10 protein-coding genes are annotated in these 14,805 nt (G+C 36.5%); 3 read left to right on the top strand and 7 right to left on the bottom strand.

Annotated elements, in window-relative coordinates:
- Nucleotides 1-114: 114 nt before the first annotated feature.
- The 3 genes from PO903_RS09870 to PO903_RS09860 all read left to right on the top strand — a co-directional run bounded on the left by PO903_RS09870 (nt 115) and on the right by PO903_RS09860 (nt 2,437).
- Complete coding sequence (locus tag PO903_RS09870; RefSeq protein ID WP_273593301.1) at nt 115-1,200, top strand: hypothetical protein; 1,086 nt, start codon at nt 115-117, stop codon at nt 1,198-1,200.
- Nucleotides 1,201-1,346: 146 nt separating this feature from the next.
- On the top strand, nt 1,347-2,027 hold the full coding sequence (locus PO903_RS09865) for a helix-turn-helix domain-containing protein (RefSeq protein WP_273593300.1): 681 nt from the start codon (nt 1,347-1,349) through the stop codon (nt 2,025-2,027).
- A complete protein-coding gene (locus PO903_RS09860) occupies nt 2,024-2,437 on the top strand; it encodes a toxin-antitoxin system TumE family protein (RefSeq protein WP_273593299.1) in 414 nt (137 codons plus the stop codon). Before PO903_RS09865 ends, PO903_RS09860 begins: the two co-directional genes overlap by 4 nt.
- Before the next feature lie 93 nt (nt 2,438-2,530).
- On the opposite strand, the gene PO903_RS09855 is transcribed toward PO903_RS09860, so the two are convergent.
- The 7 genes from PO903_RS09855 to PO903_RS09825 all read right to left on the bottom strand — a co-directional run bounded on the left by PO903_RS09855 (nt 2,531) and on the right by PO903_RS09825 (nt 14,739).
- Nucleotides 2,531-4,090, bottom strand: a complete 1,560-nt coding sequence (locus PO903_RS09855; protein ID WP_069326749.1) for a cellulase family glycosylhydrolase — start codon at nt 4,088-4,090, stop codon at nt 2,531-2,533.
- A gap of 296 nt (nt 4,091-4,386) precedes the next feature.
- A complete protein-coding gene (locus PO903_RS09850) occupies nt 4,387-5,670 on the bottom strand; it encodes an MFS transporter (protein WP_137221249.1) in 1,284 nt (427 codons plus the stop codon).
- A 239-nt stretch (nt 5,671-5,909) separates the two neighbouring features.
- Entirely contained in the window at nt 5,910-8,357 is a 2,448-nt protein-coding gene (locus PO903_RS09845; RefSeq protein WP_273593298.1) for a restriction endonuclease-like protein, read from the bottom strand.
- Complete coding sequence (locus PO903_RS09840) at nt 8,329-10,566, bottom strand: McrB family protein (RefSeq protein WP_273593297.1); 2,238 nt, start codon at nt 10,564-10,566, stop codon at nt 8,329-8,331. Before PO903_RS09840 ends, PO903_RS09845 begins: the two co-directional genes overlap by 29 nt.
- A 158-nt stretch (nt 10,567-10,724) precedes the next feature.
- Nucleotides 10,725-12,002, bottom strand: coding sequence for a hypothetical protein (locus tag PO903_RS09835; protein WP_273593296.1), 1,278 nt, complete (start codon nt 12,000-12,002; stop codon nt 10,725-10,727).
- Nucleotides 11,995-13,932, bottom strand: coding sequence for an AAA family ATPase (locus tag PO903_RS09830; RefSeq protein ID WP_273593295.1), 1,938 nt, complete (start codon nt 13,930-13,932; stop codon nt 11,995-11,997). Before PO903_RS09830 ends, PO903_RS09835 begins: the two co-directional genes overlap by 8 nt.
- An 18-nt stretch (nt 13,933-13,950) precedes the next feature.
- Nucleotides 13,951-14,739 carry a hypothetical protein gene (locus tag PO903_RS09825; protein WP_273593294.1) on the bottom strand — a complete coding sequence of 263 codons (789 nt, stop codon included), beginning with the start codon at nt 14,737-14,739 and terminating at the stop codon, nt 13,951-13,953.
- Nucleotides 14,740-14,805: the final 66 nt, after the last annotated feature.

The raw sequence follows: 14,805 nt of genomic DNA, 5'->3' as shown, positions 1-14,805 counted from the left end.
TCATTTAACTTTTATAGCAACTATCTTCATTTATTCCCCTTTTTCTCCGATATTTGAAAAGGATGTAATTTTACATCTTTGTCAGATCTATAGAGAAAAAGGGGATTTTTCACAATGAAAAAAGGATTGTTATGTCTGTTGAGCTGGATTATGGTATTTGTCGTCATTATGCCTAGCCATACCACTCATGCTGTCAATGTAAAAGGAAGTACATATCAAAGCGTATTTTTATTTGTAAATGGTACATTTCAGATCACCCAGCAATACACCCAGTTCGTGAACAACAACAAACTGTATATTCCGATTAAGATCATGGATCGGATTCCAGGTATCACAATTCAATATGGGAGTCCGCTTACGATTACTGGTAATAAAGGTAGTATTACGGTCAATGAATCCAATTCATTTGCTTATGCAGGTGTAACTTATGTGATGTACAAATCGTTGTTAGCGATTACCGATTTGGATGGAAAATATGCGTCTAGTGCTCAATCCTTATTTATTTGGAGTGATGATGAAGGCAAGCGTGCATCCAGTGAGATTTTGACCAACATTAGTCAGCTTCCTGCGAAGTACGGTTATTTTATCGGTCAAAAAATATATCCATTCTATTATCCGGGAGCCTACTGGATCACCAATATACGCTATGCTTCTTCCAGCTTGTCTCTAACGATTCAAAATAAATCAGGCGATACGTATGAGTTCAATAGTCCAGTATCTGATTTGGACTTTCTGTTAGATAGCGAACTGACATCATTTAACCAGAACTGGCACGGCAAATTTGTCTGGTTCGACAATCGTGCATATAATGGAAGCGGTCTTAACCATTTGGAGAAGTTAACATTTATCGCTGTGCGAGTAAATGATCAAAATGATGCTTTTGTTACGTTGCAAAAATCCAATGGTAAGCAAGTCCAGATCAAACTCAATCGGCAATATGATACAGGTATGATGCTAAGTGATATCTTATGGGCCAAAAATCCACGCACTGTGTACAATTGGAGCAATAGTGTCTGGACAGCTATTAGTAAAAATAAATTATTAAGCAATATGACCCGCGAACAGGTTACATTATCTTGGGGCGAACCTTCTGATAAAAATACGTATCAATCATCTTCTTTAACGTATGAGCAATGGATCTATTCTGGAGCCTATCTGTATTTCTGGAACGGTCGCCTCAGTTCAGCACAAAGTCGTTAAGTCAAAATATATGAAACCAGCTACTTCTTCCACAAGAATGAGCTGGTTTTTTGTTTGAATGAAATAAGCACTTTTATTGATGTTTATTTTAAGTTTAGTTGAAGTTTAAGAATGGACATTGTATGATAAAGATAGAGGTGAAAATTATGAGTACATTAACAGAACGAGAAATTGCTTTGGCAGAAGCCATTATAATTCCATCTTTAATTGCCCAACAATTGGATCAACAAGATCAGGTTCAATTATCTACTTTTCTCAAAGTATTACTTAAATATATCGAAAAGACGTCTCCTGTATCTGCTGAACACCTTGTGCAACAAATTCATTTAAAAGATGATTTAACTGTGCAACAATTACAACAATATTTTCAATTAATTCTTGTTCATCAAATCAATATAGCGACTGACCCTACGATTTCGAACAAAAAATATACTACTGGAGATATTGCACGCTTTTTTGGAGTCAGTGTAGCTACAATCAATAATTGGATCCATAAAGGTCGAATTGTAGGTGTAGAAAAAGGGGAACGTTTCAAACAAGCACGTATTCCAGAAGATGCTATTTATCTGTCCACTACTGGAGAAAATATCACGATTAAAGAAGCTTCTGAGTTATACCAAACTGAAGTAGAACGAACATCTCTTCGTCCTACAACAGCTATTGAAGAAATGAAAGAACTGATTGATGCGATTTATCATTATGAACAAAAGTACAAGGGTACTTATGAAGAAGTGACAGTTACATCTACTATAATGACATCACAACAACAACGCGATTTTACAGAATGGCAACAATTGTTGCGAACATTACAGGATTTTAAACGATGACTGTACGTTATCCTTCTAATATTACACTTATAGAAAAAGAATTTCGTCACATCATTACAGATCTGCGTGATGGAGACGGTTCGGGGCTTATGAGTAGCTTATCTTTTCAACGATATACTATTGTTTTTATAGATGGTGGTAAGCTTAGAATAACAGAACGAATCAGTAAAGGTATTATTGACTATTCCTATTATGATTGGGAACAATCAGAAGGTAGAATTATTAAATTTCATTCTGAACCGCATCCTGATGACCCCAAATATCAGACGTTGACTGAGCCCCATCATATTCATCCACCTGATGAAGCAAAATTGCATAATCTAACACGTTATTCTAACTTTTATCATCAAGAACTTCCTGCTATTCTCGAACTTATTTTTATTCATATGATGAGTAAAGAAACATTGTAATTCTATCGAAGTATGTACATACAACAAAAAGGAGAGCTATCTATAGGATAGCCCTCCTTTTTTAATCTCAGTATAATAATAATGAATTCTTCATTATGGAGTTGTGCCCCATACTAACGTACCTTTATTGTAAATACTTGCTTTGTTCCAATCGGTTAGCGTAGTCTGATTGGCTCCATAAGAGTAATCGTTAGCTTCATTATAATTACTCCAATCGGCTGGATGAATACGAGCTTGGATATCTCCGCTTTGTCCTCCAGCTGGAATAGAACCCGCTCCACTCCCAAAACTGAACTCGACATAGCGATTAGCTGTCGTTTTGGATGCTGTCGGTGTACCAAATGCACCGCTAATATGAGTTCCGCCTACACTCGCCCAGTCGATAAAAAATTGTTGCTTTTGCTGACTTTCGTCACTGTAATAGTAACGAATTTTGAGATCACTTAGATCTACAGCTGTACTGCCATTGTTTTTAATATTGAAAATAGGTCGAATGGCATTATCGGTCGGATTACTATCACCATTACGATATTGCAATACCAGTTTGCTTTTAGTATCTGTTGGTGTCGTTGTACCTGTATCTCCACTGCCTGTAGTCGGAGGCGTTGGGGTATCTGTATTTGGTTCTGTTGTACTCGTAGTTGTGGTTGCTCCTAGACGAATCTCATCACGTACAAATTTGCCTGAAGTCGTCAGATTATTCGCTGTCCATCCACCGCTAGAATTGGCTCCGGCTACAAGTGCTGCTGAAGCTTCATTTTTATCTGCGAGTGACCAGTTTGCCCAACTAATCTTACGATTGGCTAAGAAATTAGTCCATACTTTCGATTCGCTTAAGAAAGGTCCACCATTCCCTGAAGCGTCGCTAGTTCCCCACTCGGTGATAAACACAGGAGCTTTTTTGCTAAGTGCATAATCGATCCGATCTCGTAAAAATTGTCCGTGGGTCCCTGCATAAAAATGGACTGCATACATCGTATTTTTATCAGGTAACTGGTTGTCTGCCGCATCGTGTACATCCTGACTCCATGTACCTGTACCTACAATAATAATATTATCTGGATCTTTGGCACGAATGACCTGTGTGACTTCTTGCGCATATGGACGAATCTGCCCATTCCATGTCACTCCACCGTTTGGTTCATTAGCTAACTCATAGATCACGTTCGGTGAATCTTTGTATAGACCTGCCATTTCACTGAAAAAGGCTTTGGATTGCGTTTTGTAAATATTCGGATCGTTATCTGAAAGAATATGCCAATCGATAATCACATAGACACCAAGATCCTGCGCTGCTGCAACCGCTTCTTTCACTTTATTTTTAAGTGATGGATTTGAAATGTATCCATTTTCTGCGGTATACATCGCTACACGAAATACTGTAATTCCCCAGTCATCTCGTAACCATTTCATCGTATCTTTATTCACATAGTTGCCGAACCATTGAATACCGTGAGAACTCATTCCTTTTAATTGTACAGGCACGCCATTTTTATCGACCAATTGTCCGTTAGCAATTGATAATTGACCATACTTCTGCACTGGCGTTGTCGCTGCACTTGCTTGTGGTACCCAGACGGAAGTGGTTAGCGATAACGTCAATACAGCAGTTAATACCGAAGCGCTCCACTTCTTAAACATCGTCTTTTTCATTAATTATCAGCTCACCTTCTTAATTAATGTAAAATTATGTTATTTTTAGATATTCACCTATTATAGAGTAACTTTAGTCATAAACATAGTTTTTTGTGTAAAAGAGACTAATTAATACCATAATATAGGTGATAGTATGTATTACCTTATGCAGATGATCTGAATCTGTTTTAACGCCATTTTCCTTATTGTTATACTGTTGCTTTTTAAGTATTTCAAAACAATACAAAAAGCCAACTCACTTCAGAAAAATGCTCTGAACATAAGTTGGCTAAAAGCTGTTAAAGAATGATTTGTTATTTGATAGATCCTTCTGCATGTGCAAATTCATTCTGTTCGACCTGCATATTGGATTCTTTGGCATATAGTACATAAGTGATCAGACTCAATAATGCGACAATTGCCATCATCCATTGCACATACGAAGGAGAGACTGTATCTAGCATACGCCCTGCCACAACAGAGAACAATCCTCCGCCAATCGCACAACCTGCCATGACGATACTGGTATTACGGGCTATATTTTTGGGCATTAACTTTTTCATATAGACCAGTGTAACCACATAAAGACCGGATAACATTAACCCTAACAATACGATCAATATATAGCTCAGTACAGGATTGCGATTAAGAGCAAATAAAGACAGTAACACAATCATACTGCTCCAATGAATAAATAAGTAACGACGGTAGCCGATCCGTTCTGCTTCATAACCGGCAAACATTCGTCCTACAATCATCGCCGCCCAGAACACTGTGACACTGATCGGTGCTGTTCCTGCATCTGCCATACCTGTTTCTAACATCAAAGATGGCAAATAATTGACCAGCCCAATATCAGTCGCTCCATATAAGAAAAAGAGAAATACAAACGATGGTAATAACAGACTTCCACCTACCCACAATCGTTTAAGTCGAGCAGAAGGATGATTTGTTGCCGCTGCTGCAACTACAGCACCGACAGGCCCTGAAGAAGCGGCTGTTGCTGGAACGACATGAGGAAGATCGGTTAGATGACGTGGTAAAAATAACGACTCCACCCCTTCAAAACGACTGAATCGCACAAACAAAGATAAAAAGATACAATATACTGCTATACCTAATAAGGCATAATTCCATAATCCAGAACGAACTAACATTCCGATCGCTAATGGAAATAATAATGAACCTACACCAAAAGCAATTTCCAAACGACTCATGGCAATCGCCGCATTAGACTGTAACCCTTCCAAAATAACTGCGGCAATCACCGATTCAATAATGCCTCCAAGGAATCCTGCTATCGCAATACCTACAATTAAGATCGACCATGGAGGTAAGAAAGCAATCAAAATATAACAAGCTGCTACACCGATTGCTCCTATATGTAACATCGTTTTTTTCGATATCCGATTGGCTAACCATGGCTGAATCAACATCCCAATAATCGATGCTCCAAATTCAATAAATATCAATGCCCCTGCATCGGTATAATCCCGATCATAGAGCGGCAATAATACGGTGACAATCGCTGCCACGGTGACTTTGATTGCACCCATTAATAAATAAAATAAACTTCCCATCCAAATCAAACGTTTCAAAACTGCCTTCCCTCCTTCATCAGTCTGCTCCTACTCCATCAAGCGCACTGCTAACTGCAAGAATTATACTTCTTCTATAGTGCAGATGCATTCAATTTTCATCATTTTTTAAATTTTCATGAAAAATGTTGTTATACGCTATTCTGCTTACATATATAGACAATACAAAAGTCACCTGCACACTCTCATTCGGAGAGTATGCAAATGACTTTGATCTATTGTCCAAGTTAAAGAACGGTTCACTCTTCTTCTACGCTCACATCTAACACATGCTTCGCTAGATCCACATACGTGTTGTCTAGTTTCACTTTCACTTTGCCTAATCTGCGCTTTTCACGCCACTTGGTTAGATCAGCTTCAGAGTCTAATCGCAATTCAGCTAATTCTTCGGCACGATCGAACATGTATTTACTGGTGTACAGCAATGTATAAATACCTTGCCCTGCCAATGCAATAGGTTCTGTTCGTTCTTGCCAATCGGTAACTGTGAATTTTACATATAATAAATGAGCTTTCTGCGGTTCGGCAGGAATTTCGGTAATATTGGATCGCTTGACGATATCCCATCTGTCTACTTTGCCATAATAGCTTATACCCGTTCTACCTAAGGCTTCAAACTTTCGTCTGGATTCACACATCGCTACATACTCAATCTGTGTAATAACCTGTGTATCTACAAAGTTAGCTAACGGAACATGATAAAAGTGATGAGCAAGAGCCACCTGTATCTGCTCCGGTCCTCGCACCGATCCAATCAGCATATTTTTGTCGACTAATTTGTTTTGGTAATAGGCTTGAGTTCCCCGTGGTGAAGGAGAACGTTCATAGGCTTTTTCAGGGCTATCTTGAATTAGCTCATCTAAGAATTGTTCGACCAGACTTGTCGCATTAGGCAAAAAAGGAAAAGCTCCTACATTCAGCTTACGTATACTGCGGTAAAAGTGATGTTCACGGAATTGTTCTTCATCACCATAGGGAAATAATACATACGCTCCAAACATGCTACGCTCGTACTTCTCTGCTGTAGACGCATGGACAATCGCATCACGGTAACGGTGCATTGTATTAATATCTTCTTCTTGCGGTCCCGGCTTGAGATAAGCAGAAGCATACGGCGATCCTTCTACCGCGGCATTTAACTTGTATTTGGCATCAAAAATAAAACTGTATTCTTTCTTCTGCCCTGCATCTACCTTCATTAAAGACAGCACATTATCCGGTCGCTGTGGCAATGTAGGAGTGACCTCTTTGCTCGGTAGACTGTTGTAATAGAGCACAAACGTTTCATTATTACGTGGATTCAGATATTCCATACGAGATTGCTGTCCTCTGCCTAACGTCACAAATAATCCGCTATGGTTGAGCCTTATCAGATTTTGCTTAATCAATGGATATTTACGGCTAAGCAATTCATTTAACTTCAAAAAACACCAGTATTCATAGATTTCTGCAATATCTTTCATGGATAGACGCAATAGATCGCTTTGGATCGACAAACCTTTTAGTAGTAAAAGGTAATACCGATACATTTCCCGATACCCCGGTGCCATCTGGAGAACCAGACTGCTACTCATTTGTCGCATCGGTGAGATCGCTTGTAACCATTCTAGAGATAACAACTGTTCTAATCGGGAGATCATCTGGTCTACACGCTGTACAAATACCGGATCATACGCTCGACTACGGAAATTCTGCGGTTTTGTTAGCTGGTTATACTGATCTCGCAACTGTTGTAACTTGCTTGAAATGCGCTCTAACATCCAACGCAAAAACCGATTTTCTGCGGTATCATAAGAGATGTGCTTGACCGTATCCAGTAAATGAGTCGGCTGGTAACGCTCGGCTCCAATGGGTAACCATCCATGTACAGTATCTTGCTCTACATACTGCGGATGTCTGGCTAAATAAGCATTGTTGCGATTACTGCCCCGCTTGATCCTTGCTGCTGGTCTACGTTCTAGCGATTGATCCAGCTTATGATGAGGTTGTCGATTGATTCGCTCCATCGCCGTCTCCATCTGGTGAAATAGATGGGTAATCAATGCAAAAAACTCACTCAAACTCTGGTGCTCGGTCTCTCGAATACGCACAGATTGGTATGTTCGTTTGAGAAAATCGAACGACAGATTATAGACTTGCTCATTCACTTCACGAAGTAACTGGATATAATCTTGCTTATAATCCAGCTTCGAAGGAAAAATTTCCAGTTCGATCGACAACAATCGCTGTCCTCCACTGCGTAATTCCAATTCAGTAAAACCGACTTCATTTTTAAAATTCAATAGACCCGACAATACCTGTTCCCCTTTAGACGTGACAGCTTCACGAAGAGCTAAGCTATCATGGTGAAAAGTTATAGGTAAATGCATATCATTATCTGACTTAATCAACAAAAATTCATAGTTCTGTTGCTCATAAAAACAAGGAAAAGACGGTGTTGTCCCGTCCCATAGTATCAGTTTATTTTCAGTTGGTGAGAACACAGAGATTCTTTCAATAACCACATCAGGTGAAAGAGAACGACAGATCAGATGCGCATCGACCCATTCTCCTTCTTGGCGGTGCAATTGTAACGTTTCGACCACCGGATGATACGGCTTGCCTTTGATATAAATCGTTCCAATATTACATGTAACTTCTAATAGATCAGTACTATGATTAAGAAATCCAGTAGGATGTGAATCCATCTTCATCTAACCTCACAATCATATCTACCAGCTTATGTGCTGTCTGTGGATAGTTTGCTTGTGGTGGCGTATTCCCGCGATCCCACTGTCTCCAGAACGCATCATCATCTTCCATCGGTGAAGGAATACGGACACTGTCTTGTAAGCAAAAGCTTAATAATTTCACCAGCACACGTCGTACACCAGATTGGCTTCCTTGAATACGTGGCAAAATCTTCTGCATCACCTGTAGATCAAACGCTTCTTCTTCACGCATCAATTCAAAACGTTCATTATAGATCACATAAAAGCACACTGCATCCCGTATCCGAAAACCCACATGAGCATGAATATCTTCCAGTATTTCATTGACCGTCACCAGTCGCTCTGTAGTACGCGTAATCAGCTCTGCATAATGGTCATAAGCGTCAATCAACTGCAAATAATCGGCTCGTAAAAAAGACTGTTCTACCGGTACTGCTTCTACGATCTGTTGACTTTCTTCTCGTAACTTGGGTAACTGCATCAGATCAATAGTGTTAAATTCAAGCGTATTCGCCCGATCCAGTACTTTTTTGCTAAATGGATACGTTGTCTCATCCATATTTACGGTTCCGATCAGGTAGACATTTTCCGGTATTCCCAGATTTCCATATCGTTCTAAATCGCTTTCCAATTCTAACGTAGCTGCTGGAATCACCGGATCAGTCACAATATGTCGACCCTGCCACGATTGAGTCTCCAATAGACTTAAGATATCACTGAAATAATGTTCCACTCGCGCCAAATTCATCTCATCCAGACAGATAAAATACGGCTTATGGCGATTCTCCGGTTGAGACGCTTCTGCAATCACTAACGTAAGTGGCCCTGGCTTAAATGTGCCAGATAGATCTTTGTACCCGATCAGATCGGTCGGATCGCTCCAATCTGGACGTACAGGAATTAAGCGAAATTGTCCATTGAGCGCTGTAGCGCCGACCGCTTCAGCGAACAGACGAATAAGACGCGTTTTCCCTGTGCCAGAGATACCTGCGAGAATAACGAACGGGCGTGTTTTGAGAGACAGGTAGAAGTTGTCGATCAGGTGAGATGGAAAGTAGAATCCACGTTGGGTGATGTAGTCGCGGATATTCCCAAGTGTCTCCTGTACATCCCGATCTCGAATATGAGCGGATACTTCTTCTTCGCTTTCTTCATCTTGCACAATTGTAGTCCAGACCGTATTCGGTGTGATCGCCTGACTCTCAATATAGAACATATAACTATCCATCGCATCCCATAGATCGGTAATCAACTGCTCATTATCCGGCATATGTTCCCGTTCATAATGGAAATAAGCAATCGTCGACGTCTGGTAATCATCCCCCAGTCGTCCATCATTCAGTTCAATATCATCCGATCGGTTCATCCGATTCTCTGGTAACTGTGCACGTATTTCTTTGGTACGCTCTTGTAGATAGGTTGTACTGTCTGCTCTTCCCAAGTGGCTACGTGCTTCGCCCAATCCTTGATTGAGTGTCAGATACACATGCTGCATATCTGCTGAAAATAAATACGCCACATACACCCCACGCTGAATCGTATCTGTAATCTGCGGATACATTACTGCTAGCCAAGGAATCGTCGCCCAATTCCCCCGCCCTACCGATCCTTGTACTTTAAAGTGGTTATGGATAAATGGTAATGACTTCAGGTGTTCCGGTACCGTCTTGCGTACATATTCAGCAAGCGGATGCCCGGTAAGCGGTTGAGATTTGGCTTGAGTGTAAGATGACATGATGTTCAGCAAGTCTTCTCGCAGAGAAAAGTTCGATTGAGGTGGTGCATAATAAGAATCTAATTCATCTTGTGCATACTGGTACAATTCATCCAAAACAGACTGATCCCAACGATCATAATATTCTTGCTTGAAGCCTAAGGTGTAACTACCATTAGGATGATCCAGGATCGATGAGAGTGCTTCGATAGGCGAATCAATGACATACTGAACTCGCTTTAATGGTAAATCTGCCCAGCGAAAAGCCATACGAGAAGGCGGTGCATCTACAGGTAGATTATTAGCTTCACGCTCTTGAAAATAGGACAAAAAGCGTTCTTTAATTCTGGTTAAAGATACTTCTCTTAATTGGGTCACACGCATTTCTTCTAAAAGAACAAGAATGAGCACCATTTTATATGATTTTTGCTTGTGTATAAAAATGTCTTGGAGTTCTTGTGGCAAGGTCATGGTTATTCTCCTGTGAGTTGGATTTACTTTATTAGTCTCCTTACTATATTAAACTAAAATTTATTAAAGTACGGCATATATATTAATTGAACAAACTTATCTATTACAAAATAAACGTGCACGTAAAAAACGTACACGTTCAAATAGAAAATTTAAAGTTATTTTGTAGAAGACAATTCAGACAAAGATATCAATAATCCTTTGTGAAGATTTCTCCAGTTAAAAAGATGGATTTCATTTTCTGAATTGTATTCTCTTATACCAATTTTATTCCATGCTATTAATAACCCTTTTAATTTGTATCCTTTTTGGCTTACTCCTTCGAAATCTTTAATATAAGCCAATAATTTGTATGTTCCATCTACAAGATATTTAGGGTTACTTGATCTTTTGACCTCTATTATTAAAAATTTTTTAATGGTTCCATTATCAAACTCTAAAATAATATCGGGTCTACGTAATCTTTCACTCAATCCATAACCTTTAATAATTTCACCATAAATACTGCATTTAGACATTTCTATAGGAAGCTTTTGAAAATATAACTTCAGAGTCATATTCTCTTTTTTTAATATACTTACTGCTTTTGATTTTCCACCAATCAAACCTATTTCTTTTTCGTTCCAGCCAATCTCAACAGCAGTTTGAATTACTTTAAATAATACTGCTATTTCATAAAGTGTATCTTTATTAAGAGGTTCAAGGATATTACTGTTTAATTCTTCTTTAAGAAAATAAATAGGATGCTCTTTAGAAAACAATAATCGTTCTGCTAATATCCCTAATTCTTTATAGTGTAAAATTCTAGATTTTTTAGATAAACATATAGCTTCTGTAGATATTTTTTTTGTTTGAATAATTTGTTTGATATAAGAATTCTTTAAAAGTCTATTAATTTTCGTAGTAATGATACTAACTTTTTTTATCCATTTATCATTCACTTCTACTTCTGAATACCATGTTAAATAAAAATATTCTTCAGATGAAAATATATTTGATTTTTCATAAATATAATTCAGAATATAGAGAAAAAGTTGATTTTCAGGTAAATCAAAAGATTGTCTTTTTTTTGTATATACATAAATATTCTTATCGTATCCATTCATTGCTCTTTCGCTAATTGTCTTTTGCCAATGAATTTTCCCTCTAACCTGTCCTCTATCTATAACTTGATTATAATTAGAATTCTTTAATAGGCGATTAATAATTTCAGGTGCAACTCTATTAACAAAATTCTCTACATCTTTCGAAAGTAAAAATCGAATATCTGCAAGCATATCTAATTCTTTTCTATTAAGACCTGTTAAATTGAGAAAAGTATCTTCTGCTTCACTCTCTTTTGCATTTGGTTGAATAAAACGCCATAATAAACGACTCGAATACTCAATCATTTGTTTATGGATATTAATATTCCAGCAATCTTTCACTTCATTCATACTGATCGCCTAGTTCTATAGCTACTTGATCGTCTAATAAATCATCAGTAAATTTAATTTTGAGAAGATCACTCTCATTAATACCAAAAAATTCACATAAAAATTCTTTGAATGAATCTCTATCCTCACTAGTAAATAATGAACCAAAATCTTTAAATATTTTCTTTATTTCCTGTAAAGAAATACCTTCAAACTGTGGAATTAAAAGTGAACAAATACCTTCCATAACAGAATCATAACCTGCAATCTCAAGATATTGAATAAGATCTAAAAGAATTGCTGCACCCAATTTTTTGGGAGAAAAATTAATTATAGCTTTGAGAATATTTGCTTTTTGATCCTCTCCTACTGTTTTTTCATTTATTATTTTGTAAAGCTCTTCAATTGTAGGAGCGGGAATATATATAAAAGCAAAGCGACGCATAAATGCATATGACAACATAAAAAGACTATTTTTATCATATGTATTCATGGTAGCAATAATTCTCCAATTATCTCCAATAAAATAAGTAGCCAAAGCAGAATCATAATAACTTTCTTTAGAAGTTCCATAACATATACTAATATTCTTATATCCGTTATCAGTTTCAGTTTTATAATTAAGTATTACATCCTTACCTGATAATACGGTAAAAAGTTGGCCTAATGCTTTATCTAATTCTGAACGATTTATTTCATCAATAATAAGCCATTTATTTTCTCGTATACTTTTCAGAAAAATGCCTTCTTGAAACACTAAAATTCCTTGTTCATCAGGCATATATCCCCCCAATGTATCAAACGTACTCCAATCTGCTATAGCAGTTGTCATTATGTAGCCACTTATATATAAATTTGCTACAGCCTCTTTACAAGCTCTCTCAGCTAGAGTAGTTTTACCTGTACCTGGAGGTCCAATCATAATAGTATGTTTTTTCGAATTTATAAAATTTCTCATACTAATGACGGGCTTTTGAGACATTGAGAAATCATACAAAATATTCGTTAAATCAGGTTCATACAAATCTTTAAAATTGATCTCTTTTGGTAATTCCTCTATAACATCCTCATCAAGTTCTTCTTTTATATCCTCTCCGTAATCAACTTGAATAGGGACTAACTTTGTAATGTAACCTTTTACCCGCTCCATTAATTCTTCACTAATTATTCTTGATAATTCTTCTTCTATACTTGGATTAATTTCTAACATTGCACGTATAAGTGAAATTGCTTTATGTTCTGGAACTTTTGTGAGAGCTTGATTAGGTTCCCATTTCGTAATAGGTCCGATTCCTATAATATCGTAAGTATTTTTATAAGGTACTAAATCTTCTCTTTTGATAGGATTATCTAAAACAATTTTCATGTCTATTTTAATTTTATAATTATTCTTATAATAATTTTCATCATATGGTTCACTTGAAATAACTCCGATACCAATCAATCCTGTATCCCATTTAGGTTTATCTCCACCAAGTACTATAAAGATTAATTGATTAGTTCTCAAATCAGCTTTGTGCGTATTTAAACCTAATAACTCTATTGAACTTTCTTTCTCTTTAATTTTTTCTACTTGTTCAGATATTTTAGTCTTAATAGTAAAAAATGGCTTACCTTCTAATTCGATTTCTTCTAAAATTAAATTAATCAATTTCTGGTGATCATCAATTAGCATATTTTTATATGTTAAATAAATCTCATTAAGAAATTTATTAGCTTTAGCTAAGGGTCTTTGATAATATCCTTTCCTATCATTAGTATCAAAATTAGCATCAAAATGATCTTTCTGCTGTCTCAAAGAATTAAATTTAATATTATATCGATCTGATAGTCTTCTCAAAGCAGGAAAAACTTTTCCTTTATAACGTTCATCGCTACTTTTTAGACGAGCATAATACATACAAACAATAGCAATTTTTTCTTTTGAACTCATTTCTTTAATATCAATCATAAGTATCATTCTCCATTTCTAGTTTTCTTTAATCTCAGAATGATTTTCAATTAAAGATTTAAAGCTATCCCAATTCTGTCTCAACCATTTTATTGGATAGCCATAATTGTATTCGCAATCTAAAGGAAAACCTATATAAGACATTGAAGAGCTTGTTTCATTCAATTTAGATTTTAAAACTTTTTCAAACTCTTTTGGATCAAGTTTTTCTTTTTGAGGTTTCAAACTATTTATCAGAGAACCTTTGTATAGTTTTTCTCCTTTTCTAAAACCGATCCAAGGCAATTGTGTATCTTTATGAATGATGTCTTTATTATAAGCATATCCTAGAATATCTACATGCCACTCTTTATCTCGATAGTCGTATAATTTTTTTTCAAAATCTTTACCACTTGCGAAGTTAGTAATTTTACAAACAACATAAATTTTTGCCCAAAACTTATGCTTTTCAATTAATAACCATTGAGAATTAGAGGCTATTCCTTTAATATCTGTTTTAAAATTAAAACTATATTTTTCGCCTTTTATATAAACTGTTTCAAGATCATTTCCATCATCGTGATTGTGATGGCCATCATAAATTTTTAAATCCACTTCAAAATCAAGATTAAGATTATTCTTCATAAAGTTTTTGAAACCAAATTCTACAATTTTTCCTCTTACATGATCTGCTATATAATCTTCCTTTTTTCTTAATATTTTTGAACCAAATTGTTTTGTACTAGCCGCCTGATTATGGTACATTTTCTCAGCAAAATCATAACACTTATGAACATCGTTTATAGACACTTTAGATGTAATATTCATATTAAAATCCTTTCATATTTGAAATACATGTATTTTCACCATAAGTAGTATTTATATAGTTTATTG

Source organism: Paenibacillus sp. PK4536 (assembly GCF_028594455.2).
Taxonomy (GTDB): Bacteria; Bacillota; Bacilli; order Paenibacillales; family Paenibacillaceae; genus Saccharibacillus; species Saccharibacillus nuruki.
Note: the sequence above shows the minus strand (reverse complement) of the source record. Positions and strands in the feature narration are given on the sequence as shown.

Coding starts and splice junctions, on each gene's coding strand:
- PO903_RS09855 (WP_069326749.1), bottom strand. CDS start 4,090: ATGAAAAAGACGATGTTTAAGAAGTGGAGCGCTTCGGTATTAACTGCT.
- PO903_RS09840 (WP_273593297.1), bottom strand. CDS start 10,566: ATGACCTTGCCACAAGAACTCCAAGACATTTTTATACACAAGCAAAAA.
- PO903_RS09845 (WP_273593298.1), bottom strand. CDS start 8,357: ATGGATTCACATCCTACTGGATTTCTTAATCATAGTACTGATCTATTA.
- PO903_RS09825 (WP_273593294.1), bottom strand. CDS start 14,739: ATGAATATTACATCTAAAGTGTCTATAAACGATGTTCATAAGTGTTAT.
- PO903_RS09865 (WP_273593300.1), top strand. CDS start 1,347: ATGAGTACATTAACAGAACGAGAAATTGCTTTGGCAGAAGCCATTATA.
- PO903_RS09870 (WP_273593301.1), top strand. CDS start 115: ATGAAAAAAGGATTGTTATGTCTGTTGAGCTGGATTATGGTATTTGTC.
- PO903_RS09860 (WP_273593299.1), top strand. CDS start 2,024: ATGACTGTACGTTATCCTTCTAATATTACACTTATAGAAAAAGAATTT.
- PO903_RS09835 (WP_273593296.1), bottom strand. CDS start 12,002: ATGAATGAAGTGAAAGATTGCTGGAATATTAATATCCATAAACAAATG.
- PO903_RS09830 (WP_273593295.1), bottom strand. CDS start 13,932: ATGATTGATATTAAAGAAATGAGTTCAAAAGAAAAAATTGCTATTGTT.